Annotated in this window: 17 protein-coding genes and 1 tRNA gene; 6 read left to right on the forward strand and 12 right to left on the reverse strand. The window is 45.2% G+C overall.

The window, feature by feature from the left end:
• Positions 1–225: 225 nt before the first annotated feature.
• From DB520_RS14895 to DB520_RS14905, 3 genes are all read right to left on the reverse strand, one after another.
• Complete coding sequence (locus DB520_RS14895; RefSeq protein ID WP_114750508.1) at positions 226–1,524, reverse strand: hypothetical protein; 1,299 nt, start codon at positions 1,522–1,524, stop codon at positions 226–228.
• Positions 1,525–1,862: 338 nt separating this feature from the next.
• Complete coding sequence (locus tag DB520_RS14900) at positions 1,863–3,035, reverse strand: IS91 family transposase (protein WP_114750509.1); 1,173 nt, start codon at positions 3,033–3,035, stop codon at positions 1,863–1,865.
• The gene (locus DB520_RS14905) at positions 3,035–3,844 is read right to left on the reverse strand and encodes a tyrosine-type recombinase/integrase (RefSeq protein WP_114750510.1); all 810 of its coding nucleotides are present in this window, start codon (positions 3,842–3,844) and stop codon (positions 3,035–3,037) included. The genes DB520_RS14900 and DB520_RS14905 overlap by 1 nt, the downstream gene beginning before the upstream one ends.
• 749 nt (positions 3,845–4,593) lie before the next feature.
• Between DB520_RS14905 and DB520_RS14910 the strand changes: the two genes are divergently transcribed.
• On the forward strand, positions 4,594–4,833 hold the full coding sequence (locus DB520_RS14910; protein ID WP_114750511.1) for a hypothetical protein: 240 nt from the start codon (positions 4,594–4,596) through the stop codon (positions 4,831–4,833).
• 133 nt (positions 4,834–4,966) lie between these two features.
• On the opposite strand, the gene DB520_RS27485 is transcribed toward DB520_RS14910, so the two are convergent.
• The 9 genes from DB520_RS27485 to DB520_RS14950 all read right to left on the reverse strand — a co-directional run bounded on the left by DB520_RS27485 (position 4,967) and on the right by DB520_RS14950 (position 14,651).
• Positions 4,967–5,095 carry a hypothetical protein gene (locus DB520_RS27485; protein WP_262511321.1) on the reverse strand — a complete coding sequence of 43 codons (129 nt, stop codon included), beginning with the start codon at positions 5,093–5,095 and terminating at the stop codon, positions 4,967–4,969.
• Between the two features lie 131 nt (positions 5,096–5,226).
• Positions 5,227–7,071: a MutS-related protein gene (locus DB520_RS14915; protein ID WP_114750604.1), complete on the reverse strand. Its 1,845-nt coding sequence runs from the start codon at positions 7,069–7,071 to the stop codon at positions 5,227–5,229.
• A 410-nt stretch (positions 7,072–7,481) separates the two neighbouring features.
• Positions 7,482–8,585: a cellulase family glycosylhydrolase gene (locus DB520_RS14920; protein ID WP_157972100.1), complete on the reverse strand. Its 1,104-nt coding sequence runs from the start codon at positions 8,583–8,585 to the stop codon at positions 7,482–7,484.
• 76 nt (positions 8,586–8,661) lie between these two features.
• Positions 8,662–9,108, reverse strand: coding sequence for an RES family NAD+ phosphorylase (locus DB520_RS14925; protein ID WP_114750513.1), 447 nt, complete (start codon positions 9,106–9,108; stop codon positions 8,662–8,664).
• A 3-nt stretch (positions 9,109–9,111) separates the two neighbouring features.
• The gene (gene parS / locus DB520_RS14930) at positions 9,112–9,498 is read right to left on the reverse strand and encodes a type II RES/Xre toxin-antitoxin system antitoxin (RefSeq protein WP_114750514.1); all 387 of its coding nucleotides are present in this window, start codon (positions 9,496–9,498) and stop codon (positions 9,112–9,114) included.
• A 364-nt stretch (positions 9,499–9,862) separates the two neighbouring features.
• Positions 9,863–9,951 (reverse strand) — tRNA-Ser (locus DB520_RS14935).
• Positions 9,952–10,117: 166 nt separating this feature from the next.
• Positions 10,118–12,130, reverse strand: coding sequence for an alpha amylase C-terminal domain-containing protein (locus DB520_RS14940; RefSeq protein ID WP_114750515.1), 2,013 nt, complete (start codon positions 12,128–12,130; stop codon positions 10,118–10,120).
• A gap of 33 nt (positions 12,131–12,163) precedes the next feature.
• Positions 12,164–13,624, reverse strand: a complete 1,461-nt coding sequence (locus tag DB520_RS14945) for a Ca2+-dependent phosphoinositide-specific phospholipase C (protein ID WP_114750516.1) — start codon at positions 13,622–13,624, stop codon at positions 12,164–12,166.
• Between the two features lie 49 nt (positions 13,625–13,673).
• On the reverse strand, positions 13,674–14,651 hold the full coding sequence (locus tag DB520_RS14950) for an endonuclease/exonuclease/phosphatase family protein (RefSeq protein WP_114750605.1): 978 nt from the start codon (positions 14,649–14,651) through the stop codon (positions 13,674–13,676).
• A 405-nt stretch (positions 14,652–15,056) separates the two neighbouring features.
• Between DB520_RS14950 and DB520_RS14955 the strand changes: the two genes are divergently transcribed.
• From DB520_RS14955 to DB520_RS14975, 5 genes are read left to right on the forward strand one after another with little or no spacing between them, the layout of a single operon-like run.
• A complete protein-coding gene (locus tag DB520_RS14955) occupies positions 15,057–16,073 on the forward strand; it encodes a GRP family sugar transporter (RefSeq protein ID WP_114750517.1) in 1,017 nt (338 codons plus the stop codon).
• Positions 16,074–16,083: 10 nt separating this feature from the next.
• On the forward strand, positions 16,084–16,899 hold the full coding sequence (locus tag DB520_RS14960; protein WP_157972101.1) for a sugar phosphate isomerase/epimerase family protein: 816 nt from the start codon (positions 16,084–16,086) through the stop codon (positions 16,897–16,899).
• Positions 16,900–16,915: 16 nt separating this feature from the next.
• The gene (locus tag DB520_RS14965; protein ID WP_114750519.1) at positions 16,916–17,944 is read left to right on the forward strand and encodes a Gfo/Idh/MocA family protein; all 1,029 of its coding nucleotides are present in this window, start codon (positions 16,916–16,918) and stop codon (positions 17,942–17,944) included.
• Complete coding sequence (locus tag DB520_RS14970; protein ID WP_114750520.1) at positions 17,941–19,182, forward strand: RuBisCO large subunit C-terminal-like domain-containing protein; 1,242 nt, start codon at positions 17,941–17,943, stop codon at positions 19,180–19,182. The genes DB520_RS14965 and DB520_RS14970 overlap by 4 nt, the downstream gene beginning before the upstream one ends.
• Complete coding sequence (locus DB520_RS14975; RefSeq protein WP_114750521.1) at positions 19,179–20,570, forward strand: four-carbon acid sugar kinase family protein; 1,392 nt, start codon at positions 19,179–19,181, stop codon at positions 20,568–20,570. Before DB520_RS14970 ends, DB520_RS14975 begins: the two co-directional genes overlap by 4 nt.
• Positions 20,571–20,607 lie beyond the last annotated feature (37 nt).

A 20,607-nucleotide genomic window follows, 5' to 3' on the forward strand; every position in this document is an offset into this window, starting at 1 on the left:
TGTGCGTTGGCTTTTCTTTCTATTTCTTTCATCTTCATATTTATCACTGTCGTTGTCTTTTAGGGTGAGTGCTAACGTTTTGCAGCTACCCGAAGGTGGCGATTTCGAAGCACTTCACTGTCAACCAAGCACAAACTTTGATAGATGTACAAAGCTTGATTTAACCACTGAACCGCCACTTTTGGGTAGCTGCTGTTATCGGCTGCCTTTCTTGTTGTACCCATACTATTTACCTTTCAATGAGATGAAAAATTCTTTGGTTTTTTCCGGGTCAACTAACACCTCTAAAAATTCTCTTGTATCATCACGTATCTCAGGTTTGTTTAATAAAATATTGCCGAGAGTTCTAAGTCGGTTTAGTTGATTTGTATATCTAATCCTTTGTTGAAGTTTTTCGTTTGTTTTAATTGTTTCAATAAATGCTTCAGCAGAAGAGTTGTCAAATTTTTCAAACATATCCGAAATTCTTGGTGCAGCAGAATTTGAATAAAATTCCGTTCTTGAGTATTGGAAACTCCCACCTTTATATCCAACGTAGGTAAGAGTCAAAGCACTTACATAACGACCTATAAAATCTGTCGGAATATTTGTGCCTAATCTTTGCAAGTATTGAACTGCTCTGCCTTCTGCACCCCAATTGTCCAAATTTTCTTCAAGGTCTTTTATTGCAGGTTCGTAAAGTATTTTTCTACTTGCGGCAGAAACATATCTAAGACCTTCAACAATTGTCAAAAGGTCATTTGCTTTTTCAATGGTTTCGCTATTTCCCTCAACCATTAACTTATCAAAGCGTTTCCCGATTTGCTGTCGTATTTCTTTAGAAATTACTTTCCATAAAACTGGATAGCTAAATTCAATATTACTTTTCAACCTTGTTGAGGCATTATCTCCTATATAAAGTGTGAAAAGACGATTAGTCATTTCGTTTTTGTATATCTCAGGCAAGTCTGTGAATGCTTGTTCAACGGCAATTTCATTTTTATTAAAAGTATCTGTATCCATTGTCAAGATGTATTGGTTAACATCAATAATTGTCAAAGGATAGTCCTGTGAAAGAACATAACGATTGCAGTCAGCAATCATATTAAAAACTTTGAAGAGAGTTGGGTCAGAGCTGTCTGGATGTCCATCGAAAATATTACGAGTTTCTCTTGCTTGATGCAAGAGTTTATGTGCTTCCCAACTCAAAACACCTATTTTATATGCTCCATCAATCAATTCAAAGTCAGTCAAATGATTTTGAAAGTCTTCATAAGTTTTTATCTCTTTTTTAGGATTGATTTCTTTATTGAACAAGTCAATGCTTCGGTGCATTATTTTTCTTCTAAGGTCGTCCACCACAGCGTTCCAATAAGAACCAATTGTGCTTCTAAGTCCACCTGCTGCTAAAACTGTAATTGCTTCACGAACATATTTATTGTCTGCAAACTCTTCTCTAACATTTGTCAACTCTTTTTGTAAGTATTCGAGTTTGTCCTGAGGAATAATTATTTCTGCTTTACTGTCTTTTTTTATAATGCTCATTTATTGTCGTTTTAATGTTGGTGTGTCGTTGTCTAAGGTTGCCGATAACGAAAAGAGTTTTAAACGCAATCTAGCCAAAAAAATTACTAGTTGAGTTGGATTTCCCCAGATTGCGGTTAAAACTTTGTTGGACGAAACCGGTGGCCTGTCTATGGGCATTTATGTTTCGTTGTTCGGGGGATTTTGAGGTGTGCGGTACCAGTAACCTCATTTTTGGTCTCCATATCCGCTGACTTCCGGATGCTTCCGGTAATGTATGGGCAGTCCTTTCCCCTTAACGTCCGGATGCGTTTTGGTTTGAGCCATGATTTCAAAGAACGTTGCTGTTTTGGCCCATGTTAAGGCTCCTTGCCCTTCCCCTCCGCAAGGCCATATACCATCTTTCCACGATTGCAACAGGTACACCTGAACGGATCCTGGCCGAGTATTTCTTCCAAAATCTCATAGGTGGACAAACCTTCGTAGAAGGAAATGAACCTCCTTATCCCCAGTAACCGGAAACAGTCCTCCATTTTGGTCTTGCTGTTCGCCGATGACATGATCCCGTAATACCTTATCTTGTAAAAGCCGTTGGGAAGTACATGCTGCATGAACCTGCGGATAAACTCGGCACAGGGAAGTTCCATTATTTTGCTTTTGTTGTCCCTGTAATCCTTCCACCTGAACCTAACCGTCCTGCCCTGAACGCCCACTATCCGGCTGTTGCTGATGGCCACCCTGTGGGTGTACCTGCCCAGGTAGCTGACCACCTGGCCGGCCCCTTTGAACGTTTTTTTAATATAGACATGCCAAAACTTTGAATAAGCCTCCTTTTTTAAAAGTCCCATGGCAGCAAATAGATCTTTCTGTTTTTCAGGCACCCTAAGCTGGTTTGCCTGCAAGGCAAAGAGAAGCTTTTCCATGAATATCCCCCGGAATATCTGTGAGAGGGCTTTCACGGGCACAAAGAACTTTTTGTTGGCTGCCACCCACTCCATATGGTCAGGGTCAGGCCCTCCTGCAGGTACCAGCATGTGGATATGGGGATGGTAATTGAGTGCCTGTCCCCAGGTATGGAGTACCGACAGACAGCCGCTTTCCACTCCCAGGAAGGCCGGGTTGGAGGCTGCCTTCTTTACTGAAAGTGCCGAAGAGGAAAATAGCATGCCATAACATTCCCGCTGGTTGAGGTAAAACAGGGGCTTGAGGAATTCCGGAACCGTGAACACAACGTGAAAATACCTTACCGGGAGCAGCCTGCACTTCAGCTTTTCCACCCATAACAGCTGCTTTACGTACTGGCACTTGGGGCAGTGACGGTTACGGCAACTGTTGTAGCAGACTTTGACCGTGCCGCAGGAATCACAGCTGAGACTGTGTGAGCCCATTTTCGGTGTACGGCAATACAGGATGTCGTTATAGGCCTTGGCCTGCTCGGGGCAGAGCTTCATCCCGACCGTGAGACTGTCCCCCTGGGACCCCAGGACATCGGAAAGCTCCGTGCCGGCGTTCCTTTTGTTGACCGTTTCCATCACAGTCCGTCCAGCGGGCTTTTGACCTGGGAGGGATCGATGTTGCTCACATGCAGGTAGACCGAAGTCGTCTTCAGGGACCCGTGGCCCATGAGTTCCTGGATCACCCTGATGTTGGTGCCCTGTTCAAGGAGGTGGGTGGCAAAGGAATGGCGGAGGGTGTGGAAGGAGGCCCGCTTCCTTATCCCGCAGTCCAGGAGGGCTTTTTTCAGTACTTCCTGCGCGCTCCGGTGGCTGTAGGCCTTCCCCGCCTCCCGGCCTTCGAACAGAAAGGTCTTGGGCCGGTAATACCTGTAATATTCCCGGAGCTTTTCCAACAGCCCTTTGGGAAGCAGGGTATACCGGTCTTTGTTCCCTTTGCCCCCGCGGACCTTCAGCTGCATCCTGTCACTGTCGATGTCGCCGAACTTCAGGGCGGTCACCTCGCCCAGCCTTAACCCGGAGGCATAGGTGAGCGCAATCAGGCAATAATGTTTTCTGTTCCTGAGCCGGTTGAGGATAAGCGATACCTCCTCTTTTGAAAAAACAACCGGAAGGGGCTTGGGGCGCCTTGGCCGTTTGATCTTTACCGGGTCCCAGTCCCTGCCGAGAACATCCCTGAAAAGGATTTTGAAGGCACTGATGGTCTGGTTGATCCTCGAGGCCGACAGGTTTGAGGTCTCCACCTTGTGGAAAAGGTACGCTTTCAACTCCCCTGTGCCGAGGTGTTCGGGGCTTTTTCCGAAATGGACGGATACCGAGGAAACAAGGTCAATGTAGCACTGGATGCTTCTGGGGGAGTAGTTTCTGATCTGCATCTCCTCATACATCTGCTGACGTAGGCTTTTTTTTCCATGATAGTTATGATTGAAAGATGAAACATGGAATAAAAATAAGTTATATCACTAATAATAAGGCACTTGAAACCTATAAAATACCAAACTACCGACGTAGGAGGTTTTGTTCAACACTTTTATTGGTACGGGTTTTCCACACACTGTTTTCGTATTTTGTTGGCTATGTTCAGTTTTTATTACGATTATAAATCAGTGTCCATGTACTCTATCGGACTCCTGATTTCCTTAATCTCCCGGTTGCTTTCATTGGCATTTCTCTACCTAGCTTTCCGTATTTTGACCTTATCTGGGAATAAGCGTTTGAAAACAAAAATCTGCCACCCCTACACAGCTTCGCCACACTAAGCCCCATAAAAAGAACAAGTGAACCCCTTTATTCAGCCTTAAAAATAAAGGTTAATCCCTAGGCAAAAAATACCGTGATCGGGGTATATTTTTGAGGGGGATCATTTAGTGCTATTTTATATTGATTTATTATCAAAAGCATTAGGATCTCCCACCTGAGGTCTGCCAATTAACAGAAATAAACTGCATAAAAATGTGTAAAAAAATCAATGACCTTTAAAATAGGACTCAAATGCCATCGAAGGAGACCTCAAATGGAGTTTGTTTCTTTTTTACGGGCCAAAAAAGAATATTGCTTAGCATTCCTTGATCATTACATTGATTCTCTCCCTACTATTGTCTATATTATTAACCTATAAAAGTTAATTAAATTGACAATGAAAGATATTTCCCTGATTGTGGAGCAATTGAAGGACAAGGAAATCCAGATAGACCGAAAGATCAATCATATCCTGGACCAAAACCTGGATCCTTTTCCTTTTGCGAGATTGGCCAAGGGCAACAAACTCCTGGAGTTAATAAAAATGACCCTGCAGGCCATAGAGGAGGACAACTTGATACAGGCAGGCATGCATATCAGAGACCTGGAAACCGAGGGCCTGAAACTGGACCTTTGATTATTCTTGGGCTTTCGCCTTCTAGGTATCCTTTTTCACTACATAACAAAATCAGGTGATCAGTAAAGGAGTGATCGGTGATGATTTCAATACAATTCAGAAAGCCAAGTAATGCTAATGTTATAGAAACTCATTAAAAAAACCCATTACTTGAGACTTTCTGCCTCAGCGGGTGGACTTCCCCTTCAGGGGACCGAGGGGCAGCGGCGGGTTCTTCCGGAGCCCTACTCTCCCTGCCCTGACCGAATATTTTAATCTTCATTTTTTGAAGTTTAAGAACTATAGTTAGGTATTCGGAATAAATTCACCGCCTGCTCCTCATAAAACTCTGGATGGCTTCCTCGGGAATATTGAGGATATCGGAAAAATGAGTTAGGATGGCTTCTTATTCGTTTAGCGCATCTTTTCAACATTAGCAAGAATGTTTATTCCGCATTTCTTCATTAGTTCACTTGCATTGAAATCTGTGCATATACCGTCCTGGAGTGTATAATTAAAGCTCATCTTTTCATCAATAATTTTGCTGTTAAAGCTGTGGTTAGAAACTATCATGTGGTTGCCAGCTAACCTGGCCAATTCCAAATCATGGGTTGAGATGATGCCAAAGGCATTGAGTTCATTCAGTTGTTTGATTAAGGATACTCCTCCTTTGTAACGGTCCTCTGAATTCGTTCCCTTGAACATCTCGTCCATCATAAAAAATATTGGTTGTCCGCTTTTTATTAGTGCCAGTAGTTGTTCCACTCTTTTTAATTCTGCATAGAAGGAAGATACGCCTTCTTCAAGATTATCCTGGGTTCGCATGCTGGTAAACATCTTCATCTGCGAAACTTGCCCGGATTTGGCGCAACAAGGCGCACCCATTAATGCCAAAATCAGGTTCACTCCTACTGTCCTTAAGAAAGTACTTTTCCCTGCCATGTTTGACCCGGTAATCATCGCGATTTGTCCCCGCCCTTTTAAGTTAAAATGATTGCAGACCCTACTTTCCGATTTGATCAATGGATGTCCAAGTGATTCAAAATGTATGCTATAGTGCTCTTCCTTAATCTCAGGAAATACAAAATCCGAGTTAGAATAGGCAAAACCCGCTAAACTGTTTAGCACTTCAAACTCACTGATGGAGCGTATCCAGGATTGGATTTGGTCCCTGTTCCTATCCTTCCACCTTTCTGTCAGGATGATCCAATAAATGTCAAACAGCCAAAAATAATTGAAAATCAAGTAAAACTTGTTGCTATCGCTCCTCTTGGTGCCTCTCAGTTGAAAGGCTTCCAGTATTTTCTTCAGTTTTTTGATTTCAATGGCAGCAGATGATCCGTTTTGATCCAGTTTTGATCGAAGCTTTTTCAGTATTTTCGACTGAAATTTTTCAGATAAAATAGTCTGGGCCAGCATCTGAAAACCACCTAATATCTTAACATTCCGATCCGTATGGTCGATGATCTCCTCCGCGAAAGGAGCCACTTTTCTTAAAAGTAAAACATTGATCAATACTACTATCAGCAAGGGAGGCAGGTATAAATTCCAGCCTTCAAGCAAGGAATTAACAACATACAGAACAGCCAAAACCGTTGACGATACAGCCAATGTAATACTGCCTATCAGATATTTCGTTTGTTTAGGAAGGAGGTGTTCACTGCTATCAAACCATTTCAATAGCTTTTTAAAATCACTTTCCCTATTCATAAAGGGTAGACCCGCGACTTGGAGTTGTTGTCTCCACTCCAAATTAGGTTTCAACTCCCTGATGGCTTTTTGTCTTTCCAGAATTACTTCCTTGGGGGCAGGTTCAGATAGCCACTTGGCCAATAAGAGACTTCCTGATTCTGTTGTTGTTCTATTTAAGAGTTGAAAAAGGGAGTGCGACCCAAAAACATCTAAATCGGCAATATAAGCATGGTCCCTATTAAGGTAGGATTGTCCCGTAGGAAAACTTGTTAATTCGTTCGCGAACTTTAACAGCTCCTCCTGATTGATTTTTTTTAAGAAAGTCGCGGTTTCCTTGCGCTTGATCAATTGGTTGTAGCGAACCAGTAAAAAGATAAAACCAAAGACACACAGCGGAGCCACAATCCACAATAATGTTAGTAAACGTTCATTCGCCAGCGCAGTAATAAGGATTAGTGAGCCAAGAAAAGATGCCAACCGAAATAGTGAAAGCTTTTTTATTGCTTGGTCAAGGTCGGATATTTCGGCATTATATGTCTCGATGTTGGTCTGGTAAATCTTCGCCATGTGGAATGAATTTATAGGGGAGAATTGGTATATCCTGGTAAAGGTTCTGCTTCCATCTTTGTATGTACAGGACAGGATACCCTCCATATGGGTACGGCAGCCCATCCCATGCGATTTTACCATCGGTTAAAAATAGGGGTAGCCATCCCCCTTTTCCAAATTCAAAATGCAGTTTCACAAAATTTACCTCAGGGAAGGGGGATTAAACCTGAATTTCCAACAAACTATACCATTTAGGATTATATCGGAAACAGGGACCTTGAAATGGATATTGCGATGATGTTAATCAATGAATGAAGCGCTTACAACTAAAATAAGCTAGGGATTTCCCTTTAGGGAAGAAACACTCCCCGACGGAAAAATCTGGCGGGGGCATTCTACACGGGTTTCCCCCCGTTCACTTTTTTTATTCAATCTTGAAATTCAAGATGAATATCCTCCGGGTGTAATTCATATAAATTCTTCATGCTGACGAGTGCCCGAGGCCAGTAAATATGGTGATGACTCTTATGGTTACGATTCTTCCATTGCCAAACTAAGGCCCCAGCATAACCACCCTCAAAAAGTGTCTTATAAAGGTATTCATGTGGTATGCCATGTGTATCCTGCGTATAAAATTCAGCGACAACAATTGGCTTATCCAGTCCCCAATGAGCCGCGTCGTTGTGAAATGGGGAAAGGTTTTCTCCAAAGTGGTTAGGATAATAATGAACTGAATAAAAATCCAGGACTCCATTCTCCTTGCCACCATTTTCTATCAGCTCTTTATCGCTATAATAATTTTTGGCGTTTTCTTCCTCCACATTATCGCTTAATGCCTTAAAACTCCAGGCACCGGTTGTGACCAATACATCAGGATCAGTAGCTTTAATTGCCGCGGTAGTCTGATTTACAAAGCGCTGAATATTGGCCATGGGTAAATGATGAGTGGTTTCCCAACCGAACTCCTCGCTCATGCCCTCAGGTTCATTAAATATCTCCCAGGCTGCAATGGCAGGGTGTCCTTTTAAGGCTTCGACCATTGGAATCAATGCATTTTCGATATAAAGGCTGGTTTTTGACTGCATGGTTAGCATATCACGGGCCCGGCCAGGAAAATGTGGGTTTTCTTCATTTATATTAAGCATATCGAAGCTCCAGAGGCACAGAACTAAACTTACATTATATTTATGACCAAGATCCAGGATAGTCTTAAGGTCTTCAATGGCACCTTCCCCCGGCCCAATCACATCTGAATCCTCCCACTCCGGAGTATTGGTTCCGTCGGTATGCAGCCAAAGGCGCGTTGTATTGCCGCCATATTTATTGACTTCTTGAAACATTTCCTCAAACAAATCAAATTGAGTCTCTCCTGGCCCTATGTCTTTGGCAAAATCCACCCATGCTATATTACCTCCACTTAGAAACAGATCCTGGCCTCCAACACGAATGCGATCTGATTGCTGGGATTTAGCATAAAAAGGTTGAAAAAGTAGAAGCAGGATAAGGAAGGAACAATTTTTTAAAGCTTTCATGGTATATGTCAATTGGTTTTTGTTAAATCTTTCCCTGATCTTTCCATCAATGGGTATGATCAGAATCACTATTCCCCTAACCAAGCCGCTTATCAAAGCTAAAGGGTAATTCCTTAACCAGACTTACCTCTGAAAATTCAGGATGCCTGGTATGGATGACAACGTTATATTCATCCGGAACTACGGCAGAAGGTACCCGGAGAAGTAGTGATTTCTTCTTGCTATACCATTCTGATCCAATGGATTGGCAACCACTGACATCGGATCCCTGATTCCAGTCTGCAGGTAAATCGGATAGGTTGACTTGTGTAATGGAGGATGTGTCTGGCGCATAGATCACCAAGGTGCTATATATTAAATTATCCCCACGTCCTTTGCGATGCACCATATTTTCCAAACAGGCCAAGGATCGAGTGGAGGACGCATAAATCACCTCCTCCCCTTTCCCATTCCAACGCCCTGGAAATCCCGGTGCATGGAGTTTTTTTGCATAAACCGACAAGGTAATACGAAACAGCTCCATTAACTAGACCGCATACCCGTGAGCAATGCGCAGTAAGGCTTGTTGCACCAAGGCTGCACCCGTGGATGTACGAAGAAATGTCATCGGCTTTCGCTGGTCAAAGGCCTTGGAAGAAACATCTAACCAATCCCGAAAGGCCCCCACTCCACCAAAAACCTCTTCTCCCAACTTAAATAGCTGGGTAATTTTAAGCAATAATTCTCCCTCCAAAGAAGGGAAGTTCCTGCCTTGCTTCCGGTAATTGTCAATAGTACGAGGATCCAGTCCCAACAAATTGGCCAGAACCTGCTTCTGCATTCCAGAATGCTGCAGCAACTGATCAAACTTCGAGACATGGACACCCCTGTCCACTTGATATACCATTGTAAAATCACTCACGATATTTTCCATAACAAGACATATTTACCCCAAATTAATCATTTTTTCGCTATACACAAGAATTTTTGCAGTTTTCTTTTGCCGTTTTCAGGGAATACTAAACAGATAATCATCTTTCAGTCTTGAAACTAAAACGTTTAATTTAAGTCAGGCGGGCAGACCTTCCCCTTCAGGGGACCGAGGGGCGAGGGCGGGGCAAACCCAATTTTACCATTACTTTAAAATGGATTGAATTAAAATGCGAACTGGGCTAAAAGGGGTCCCGGAACTTGACTGTTAGGAGGCAAAAACAATTCAAAATGCCCCTCGTTTAGCCCCTGATTAAAAAATAAAAACCCTAACTTATTGACATTCAATTAGTTAGGGTTTTAATCCGTAGAGAGTGGGGGATTCGAACCCCCGGTACGCTGTTAGACGTACGACAGTTTAGCAAACTGCTGGTTTAAGCCACTCACCCAACTCTCTATTTTATCAAGAAAACATCCAATGCTTCCCCGAAAGCTCTGCAAATATAAATCATAAATTCCCATTTAAAAAAAACCTTTGCCCAGAAAAACACATCAATGGAAGAATTCTACAGGGTAAAATCAGTAAAAGGCTCTCCTTCAAAGCGGTGCGGTGCAGGCCGGTTTCAGTCCTCTTTCTTTAACACCAAGGCCGTACGGTTGGTCAGGTACAGGCTGAGCCTCTGGTGCTGGTCGGTATAGTAATGCTGCCCCTCCTCTATGCGGTCAAAACCTCCGTATTTCGAAGCATCGGAATCCAACAGGAGGGCATATTTTCCCATAGAAGGAGCACGGAACTTATAATCAAAAATGGAGGCCGAAGTGTTGAAGTTAAACACAAACACCAAACCCCCACGCATAAACACGATTACCTTATTGGCCGGATCCATGTGCAACTGCTCAGCAAAGGGCGCCTGTAAAATGCCGTGCTTCTTGATCAGGTGCAGCATGTCGATGTCCCATTTCCAAAGGAATTTATATTTCAGGTTCTTGTCGTCTGCCAGGCTCCATTGCCTTCTGGCGTATTGGTAACTCCACTGGTTCCCTTCCCTGGGAAAGTCAATCCATTCCGGGTGGCCAAATTCGTTGCCCATAAAGTTGAGATAGCCTTCCCCTCCCAAACTTATGGTGAAAAACCGGAACAACTTGTGATAGGCGATTCCCCTGTCCACCACGATATTGCTGTCCTTCACCTGCATGTGGAAATACATCTCCTTGTCCATCAGCCAAAAAGCAATAGACTTGTCCCCAACCAGGGCCTGGTCATGGGATTCTGCATAGGCAATGGTGCCCTCCTTATACCTTCGGTCGCTCAAGACCTTCCAAAACTCAAAGATGTCCCATTCCTCGTCTTTCTGTTCCTTAAGAATCTTGATATAAAAATCGGGAATACCCATGGCCATCCTGAAATCGAAGCCCAGCCCCCCTTCCAGGGGTTGCCTGCAGAGCCCCGGCATACCGCTCACCTCCTCTGCAATGGAAATAGCACCGGGTTTAATCTCATGGATCAGTTTATTCGCCAACTGCATATAGACCATGGCATCCCAGTCCACTTCATTTAGGAAGTACTTGTCAAAATGATCAAACTCGGTCAAACCATGGTGGAAGTAAAGCATGGAGGTGACCCCATCGAAACGGAAACCGTCAAAGTGAAACTCCTCCAACCAATACCGGATATTGGAAAGCAAAAACCTTTTAACCTCCCATTTTCCGTAATCGAACAGCTTAGAATCCCAAACCTCGTGGTAACCCCTGGGACCCTTGTGAAAATATTGATGATCGGTGCCGTCAAACTCATTCAACCCTTCGGCCACATTCTGTACTGCATGGGAGTGCACAATATCCATGATCACCGCAATCCCCAACTCATGGGCACGGTTCACCAAGTACTTTAACTCCTCCGGCGTACCGAAGCGGGAAGAAGGACAGAAGAAATTGGAAACGTGATATCCAAAGGAACCATAATAGGGGTGTTCCATTATTGCCATTAGTTGAATAGCCGTATAGCCACTTTTTTTGATCCGGGGAAGGATCTTGTCGGCAAACTCGGCATAAGTGCCTAACCCGAGTTTTTCCTGGCCCATACCCACATGACATTCATAGATAAGCAGGGGTTCAAGTGCTTTTTTGGGCTTGAATTTTTGGTCTGTCCATTCAAACTCTACCTCGGGAAACCACAATTGCCCAGAAAAATCCTTGGAGTCCTCATCCTGCACCACCCGGGTTATATAGGCAGGTATGCGGTCCAGTGCATGCTTTTTTGTCACCACGTGGACTTTTACCAAACTGCCATGTTTAAATCGGTCCTTATACTGGTCTTCCGGCAAAAACAACTCCCAAACCCCCCATTCTTTTCGGGTAAGGGGATGGGCATTTCTGTCCCAGTCATTAAAATCACCGATAAGAAAAAGTGCATTTGCCCCCGGTGCCCATTCCCGGTACACCCAACCATTTCTGTTGGGATCGAAATTGATACCAAAAATGTGATGACCTTTGGAAAAATGGGTTAGGCTGTCCTCGGCCAACTCAATCTCCAAAAGTGCACGCTGGTACCTGACGTAACGTTGCAAAATTTCTTCCTTATAGGGAACCAACCAAGGGTCCTCCTTTACAATGGCGAGATGTGTGTCCTGTTCCACAAAAATTCGGTTTACGGGTTAAAATTTTTCAATTCACTGGTTGTTCCTATAGGGCACCACCCCTATTCCTTTTTCCTTCCATTTATCGATCCCCCCTTCTAAGTGATACACCCGCTCAAAGCCCATTTCCAACATCTTCTTGCCGGCTTTTTCACTTCTTCCACCCACTTTACAGTACACCAAGAAAGGGCCCTCCTTGCTTAGATCTGCCAATCCCTTCTCAAAGTCTTCTCCCATAAAATCCAGGTGCTCCACTTCTCCTATCACTCCTTCCTTTAATTCCTCGACTGTGCGCACGTCCAATATCCTTCCCATTCCATTTTCCATGGCCCATTTAAAGGACTCGGCAGAAACGCCCACCAGCCCCTCAGGAACAGGTTCATCGAGTTTGTTAGAAGATTTCTGGGAGGCTGTAAGGGGGTTTGGCCTTTTGAAATTGTTCCCAGGAAAGCGAACAGCATAACTGGAGAATCTGCTATCTGGCACATAATAATCCGTGCTCACCAGCTGTGCCCCGGAAGAAAAGGCTTTTTCCCTTCTCAAGGTATCGTTGTCCCTGGCCTCCTTGGTTTCTGAGTCGGCAAGTGTCCTTACCATGTAACCCCGCTTCACCCACTCGCTTATATCCTCCTCTTGTGCCACGGGGTCATTCAGAAATAAGATTCCGGATAGGGGATGACCAGGCTCTGGAATCACGAACATCCTTTGGCTTTGAAAGCTGCTGTCTAAGGCGATGTATTGGTTCATCTTCTCCCCTGTTTCGTCCAAGATAAACAAAAACCTGCCACGAGCGTCAGAAAGGCTTGGCCAGGCATTTTCCTTTATGGCCTTTTCCAGGGTTTCAAACTCCCCTTTTACCTGGGCAGGGAGGAGGAGTTTTTCTTCTGGAAATACCGCTGCGATCTCCTTGTCTATTCGGGCCAAACCCTCACTCCCAAAGGGCAATGCAGGTGTAAACCTCTTATCCGGAAAGGTTTGGTCCTTTGCGTTGATGCTAATAAAAACTGGCAAGTGGTTTGGATGAAATTCCGACCAGACCTTAAGCTCCATCAAATAATCCGTGAACGTGGCATGATGGGCTCGAAAATCAATATCCTGCACATGCATGACCTTCAGTCCGGGCTCCTCCCACTTATGGGGTTCTACCAATGGTAGCACCTCCTGTCCAGCCTCTTGAAGCAGTAAATGACCCGCGGGGGCAGCAAATTGGCCACCCTTAGGATCATCAAACACATCCAGTTCAAAAACCCTTATTCCCATGTCCAATTGCTCCCAAATCGGAAAGTGACCATAATCCAATGCCCTAGCCTGTTCGGGTTGGATTTCTTCCAGCAACTGCATTAGTTCCGGCTGTATGGGCAACTTGTAGCTGTTGTGAGAGCCGATTAATTGGATCTGGTTAAGCTTTAGTTCCGTCTTGTCCTTCTTCTCATCTACAGACTTACAAGCGCTCCAGTTAAATAGTAACAGGCCTACCAAGACAAAATATTTCATCGCATCCGCTTTGTTTCAATATCCTAATATATCCAAACTTTTGCCAAAATCAGCACCTTGTGGAAAACTCCGCCCATAGGGGCAAGTGATCCGACATGCGCCAGGAAAGCTGAAAAGGGGTCAAGTCCCTGTCCTTAAGCACATGTGGCCCAAAGTTAAAAACCCCGCCCTGTAAATACTTAATGGAAAGTTGGGGAATGTTGTGGTGGTTCTCAAACCACGCGATTTGGGTGTAATACTTGGTATGGTGATCATAAACAGTGCGTTGCAGTTCTTGCAGGGATTCCGGCACCCTGAGGCCGGTGGACGCGAAGGCCTGGTATCTGGGGTCTCCCCTTCGGTCTATATTAAAATCCCCCAGCACCATTAGGCTTTGGTCAAAGGCATTCATATCCGTAGCCCAATTTTTCATCCACCTGGCGATGGTTTCCAGCTCCCCTACCCTATCTGAAGCCTTCCTACCATAAATTACATGCAAAGAAACAAGTACAAAGGTTTTATCCTCCACCTTAAAACCCACTGCATAAGGGGTACGGGCAAATTGTCTGGAAAAGGCCCCCTCCTGGATGTTTTCCACTTGTTCATTGGGTACCACCAACTCACAAGCCAACCCGGATAGCTTCACCTTGCGGGTATCAAAAAGGAAACCCATGCGTTCGTCATTGCCCATATCTCCACCGCAAACATCAGTGAGTATAAAACTCCAGTGGTCCCCCATTACTTTGATCATGTGCCTAAAAGCCTTTAGGTTTCCCTTTATTTCCTGTACGGCTATAATATCAAACCTGGAGATGATCCTTGCGATGGTCAGCAGAGATTGCAGGTCCCTTTTTGGGGAATCATTTTCCTCCGCCACCCATTTTTCAGTCAACCCTCCAAATGTCCGTATGTTCCAAGTGGCAATTAAGATGTTATGGTCCAGCTTTTTAAAGGGCAACTCCTGATCCATGATTTGGCTGAGTGATTCCAGCTCCGCCTCCACAAAATCCGGTGGAGAAAGTTGAATTTTAGATTGCGTTTTTGGCATAAAAGTATGGGTTTTAAAAGTCCACATAAGTTAGATAAAATTTTAATTATAAATGTTACCCCAATTTAAGTTTGCCTCACCTTTGGAAAAACACATTCCCCAACACCCTTCCCGTGCTCTCCTGCCTTTGATTATAGATCTAGGAATACGGGGATATTTTAGCCCAAAAAGGATTGGACGACTCGCAAGCCAAGGGTAACTTGTATTTTTAAAAGTCAGGTTAAATTCCTACCTTTTAAGGCATTCTACCCCCAACTGGACAAGCAAGAACTTAACGTGAGTGCGTTAAAGGCTGTGAGCATTGAGTTGAAAACTTGAACCTAATTTTCAATTCTCAATTCCCTAAACTGATTTATTTACTTTATCAAAAATAGCCCAAACCAATAAGCCCCTAAATAACCTTTTATGATCCTTATTGAAAATTACACCCTTGCCATATTTGCCTTTATCACCTGCATGATTTGCTGGGGTTCTTGGGCAAACACTCAAAAAATGGCCAGCAACTACCGATTTGAACTCTATTATTGGGATTTGATCATCGGCATTTTGCTCACCGCCTTTATTGCAGCGATCACCTTGGGATCCATGGGCACAGAGGGCAGGACCTTTTGGGAAGACCTAGAGCAGGCGGATACCCAAAGTATCCTAATGGCATTACTTGGTGGCATTGTCTGGAACCTGGGGAATTTACTCCTAGTTGCTGGAATAGCCTTGACCGGCCTGGCCGTTGCTTTTCCTATAGGGGGGGGACTTGCATGGGTGCTGGGGATCGGCTATAATTTCCTGTTGGAATACATGGATAAAGGGAGCACCGAGGGGTCCCCCTTGCTATTGCTTGTGGGAGTGGCCTTTATAGTGGTGGCCATTTACTTCTCGGGCAAATCCTATAAAAAACTGGAAGGTGAAAACAGCAAAGCCTCCACCAAGGGCATAGTGGTCTCCGTAATTGCGGGGATATTGATTGCCTTTTTCTACGGTTTTGTGGTGCAGTCTATGGACAACTCCTTCGTGGCGGGAGGAACGGGTAACCTCACCCCCTTTACCGCGGTATTCTTCTTTTCCATAGGCACATTGGTATGTACACTTATCGCCAATCCCCTCTTTATGAAATACCCCGTAGAAGGACAACCTGTTTCTATGAAGGGATACAAAGCCGCCACCCTTAAAGAACATGCGGCCGGATGGACGGGAGGGTTGATCTGGATGGGGGGAATGGTGCTGAGCTTTATGGCCGTAGGGGCAGGAAGTCCCGCCATCTCCTATGCATTGAGCAATGCGGCCCCAGTGGTAGCCGCTATATGGGGAGTGTTTATTTGGAAAGAGTTTGCTGGTTCAGATCGACAGACCAACCGATTGCTGGGAGGGATGTTTGTATTCTACCTGATCGGGTTAGTGTTGATTGTAATTTCCAAACTTGTATAAAGATTTGTTGATGAAATTAGGCATAAGCTCATATACCTACACCTGGTCCATAGGTGTGGGGAATCAAATTCCTCCCACTCCTATGGGGGCATATGACCTGATACACACTGCCAAAGGATTCGGCCTTTCTAAGGTTCAACTTGCGGACAACATCCCCCTTCACCATTGGCCCCAGGAGGAACTTCAGCAGCTTTCTCAACAAGCGCAGCAATTGGGAGTGGAATTGGAAGTTGGGGCTAGGGGGCTCACCTCCCAGCGGCTGGAAAAATACCTTGGAATAGCAAAAACGCTGGGTTCCCCTTTTCTGCGTTTTGTCATAGACGAAGGAGAGTATGAGCCCTCCCATGATGAGATAGTAAAGGTCATCAATGATGGCTTAAATGCCTTACGCGAAGCCAAGATTTCCTTGGCGATAGAAAATCATGACAGGTTCCACTGCAAGGAACTGATCCAACTCATACACCAGACTGACCCCACACAGGTGGGAATTTGTCTGGACTCGGTAAACTCCTTAGGTGCCGGAGAAGGCATTCAGGAAGTACTGGAACAGTTGATTCCCCTATCGATCAATTTTCACATTAAGGATTTCACCATACAACGGCACTATCATCAAATGGGATTTGAGGTGACAGGGACGGTGGCTGGGGAAGGGTTCCTGGACATCCCGGGAATCGTAAAAAAACTTAAGCACTTCAGAAGGTGCCACTCCTGCACACTGGAACTCTGGACCCCTCCGGAGGAAAACCTGGAAGGCACGATAAGAAAGGAACAAGAATGGGCAAAAAAAAGCATACACTACCTCCAATCCTTGGAGGCTTTTGAATAAACGATGTAAAAAAATTATGGAAAAAACGTTGAAATTTGCTGTTTTCGGAGCCGGGTTCTGGGCCAATTATCAAATCAGCGCCTGGAAGCAAGTTGGGGGCGTGGAGCTCCTGGCCATCTGTGATCCCGATGAAGAAAAAGCAAAAAAAATGGCGGAAAAACATGGCATTCCAAACGTATATAGGGATGCTGGCACCCTTTTTAAACAGGAAAAACTGGATTTTGTGGATATCATTTCCAGCATACCCTCTCATGCTCCATTGGTAATGGCTGCGGCAAAAGCCGGCGTGCACGTCATTTGCCAAAAACCAATGGCAGAAGATTACAAAACCTGTCAAGCCATGGTAAAAGCCTGTGAGGATGCGGGAGTAAAGTACTTTATCCATGAAAACTTCCGCTTCCAAACCCCCATAAGAAAGTGTAAGCAGCTTATGGAGCAAGGAGAAATCGGTAATCCCTTTAAGGCCAGGTTAACGTTTTGCTCGGGGTTCCCGGTGTTTGACAATCAGCCTGCCCTGGCAGAATTGGATAGGTTTATCATCATGGACCTTGGGGTACATATCCTGGACATGAGCCGATACCTGTTTGGAGATGTGGAAAAACTGTATTGCCAAACCCAAAAGATCAACCCCAGCATCAAGGGAGAGGATGTGGCCACTACCCTACTTTCTATGAAAAGTGGGGTAAATTGCTTGGTTGAGGTTTCCTATGCCTCACAATTGGAACAAGAAACCTTTCCCCAGACCTTAATGCTGCTTGAGGGAGACAAGGGCTCTATTCGTTTGGATTATAACCACCATATCACGGTTACCCGGAAGGGTAAGGGCAGCGAAAAAATACAAGCAGACCCTCCCCAATACGATTGGGCGGACCCGGATTACGCCCTCATCCATTCCTCCGTAGTCACCTGTAACCAAAGTATACTGGATGACCTTCAGGACAAAGCAGCAGCAGAAAACAGCGGCCAGGACAACCTCAAAACCATGGAACTGGTATTCCTTTCTTACAAATCATCGGAAACCAATAAAGTGCTTTATACGACATGAGCAATAGACTTAGCGCAACCTACCATATTGAAACAGCCACCCCCTTGGATAAGGCCATTGAGACCATGGCCGGAGAACAATCCACGGGAACCTTTGTGAAAATACCCGGAGAAACTGGGGAACTGATGGCAAAATATGCGGCCAGGATAGAGGAGGTGGAGGAGCTGGGCCTGGTAGACGGCCCCTCATTACCCCACGCGAGGAAAGGCGAAATCATCCGGCAGGCAAAAGTAAAGCTGAGTTGGCCAATTGAAAACATCAGCACCAACCTGCCCAACCTAATGGCCACTGTGGCCGGCAACCTCTTTGAGCTGGCACCTTTTTCAGGACTTAAACTTTTGGATATCGGCTTACCGGACAGCTATGAAAAGGTATACCCTGGGCCAAAATTTGGCATAACGGGCACCTACGAGAAAATAGGCATTTCCGATAGGCCTGTTATCGGCACCATCATCAAGCCCAGTGTTGGATTGGACGCAGCCATGACGGCGGCGCAGGTAAGCACGCTTATCCATGCTGAATTGGATTTTATCAAAGATGACGAATTGATGGGCGACCCCACCTACAACCGATTTACCGAAAGGGTAGATGCCAGTATGAAGGTCATCAATGCCTATGCGGACAAACATGGCAAAAAGCCCATGTATGCCTTCAACATAAGCGGAACGATAGACGAGATGAAGCAAAGGCATGACTACCTCTTAGAAAAAGGCGGCACCTGTATCATGATCAACCTGATCTGGGTAGGCCTAAGCGGCATACAAGAGATGTCCCGCCACACCCAGATGCCTATTCACGGGCATAGGAACGGTTGGGGTATATTTCAGAGGCACCCTTCTTTGGGTATTGAATATCCTGCCATGGCCAAGGTATGGAGGTTGGCCGGGGTGGACCACCTACACACCAATGGCATCCGCAATAAGTTTTGCGAAACCGATGATTCGGTATTCGCCTCCATCAAGGATTGCCTTTCCCCAATTTGGAGTGATAAAGACAGGGCCATGCCGGTACTTTCCTCCGGGCAGTGGGCCGGACAAGCCTTTGACACCTATAAAGGTATTCAATCCACCTCCCTGATGTATTTGGCCGGAGGAGGTATCATGGGTCACCCGGGTGGGATAGCCGCCGGTGTGGAAAGTTTGCGCTATGCCTGGCAAGCTGCCATGGAGGGACTTGACGAGACGGCTGCCCGAAATAAATACAAAGTAGTGGACGAAGCATTTACGTTTTTTGGATGAGAAAGGAAAAAGACATACTCTTAGGATATTATGGAGATGATTTCACCGGGTCCTCCGATGTTTTGGAGGTACTCAGTTTACTGGGAATACCCACCATATTATTCCTGGAGGCACCCTCAAAGGAACAGGTAAAAAACTTTCGGTTTAAAAACCAATCCTTGGAGGCCTTTGGGCAAATTGCATTTGGGGTAGCCGGAATAGCCCGTAGTCTATCTCCCGAAGCCATGAAAAAGGAAATAGATCCCATTTTCAAAAAAATCAGAGAAATACCCTTTCGGTATTTTCATTATAAGGTTTGCAGCACCTTGGACAGCTCCCCGGATGTGGGAAATATAGGTACTGCCATGGAGGTAGGGGAAAAATATTTTCCCAGTCCCTTTATCCCCTTGGTAATTGGCTTTCCTACCCTCAACCGCTTTGTGGCATTTGGCCACCTCTTTGCCAGAATCGGAAACACTACCTACAGGCTAGATCGGCACCCGGTGATGTCAAGGCATCCCATCACTCCCATGAACGAAAGCGAAATTCGTTTGCACCTAAAAAAGCAGATGGACCGTCCCATGGAACTGGTGGAATTACAGGACCTTGAAAATCTGCCCCTCAAAAAACCGCAGGAATTGTTGGAGCTTCCCAAAAACGAGGATCCAGCCCCACTAATCCTTTTCGACACCGTAGAAAACGACCACCTCAACCCTATTGGACAATGGATGCATCAACACTGCCTGCAGCAACACCAATTATTGCTGGGCTCCTCGGCCATGGAGTATGCCTTGGGAAGGGTGTATGGCAACGAAAATAAAGTGAAATCCCCTCCCAAAGAAATACTTCCTTTGCTGGTGGTGGCGGGAAGTTGTGCGCAAAACACTGCCGACCAGATCCTGCATGCGGAGAAGGTGGGCTTTCAATTAATCAAAATGGAGGTAAAAAGGTTGTATCAGCCTGAAGAAAAGCAGGCGGAAATCCATCGTGTAACCCAAGAGGGCCTTGCAGCCCTAAAGGCAAATAAGAACACGGTCATTTACTCGGCGTTGGGGCCGGAAGACCCCCAGGTAAAATCCACCTTGACAGCCAGCTACGCCAAGGAAAATCCACAGGCCATAGCCATTGCCCAGGCAGCCATCACCAAGCAAATTGTGGAGCAGTTCCACTTAAAACGCCTGGTAACTGCTGGGGGAGACACCTCGGGCTATATATTAAAGGCACTGGGAATAGAGGCCTTTGAGTTCACTGGGGAACTGTCACCGGGAGCACCTTTGTGCATTGCCCATGGCAAAAACAAGCGGGTGGACGGCATGGAGATCGCCATTAAGGGCGGTCAAAACGGCAACCACCGCTACTTTGAATACGCCCAAAAAGGGGGTGTTGTAAATGAAGAAAATCAATTGTAAACTGCGGCAGAAAGCCGCTAAAAATAGAAAAACCAAC

Origin of the sequence: Pleomorphovibrio marinus, assembly GCF_003347495.1 — a bacterium.
GTDB lineage: Bacteria > Bacteroidota > Bacteroidia > Cytophagales > Cyclobacteriaceae > Pleomorphovibrio > Pleomorphovibrio marinus.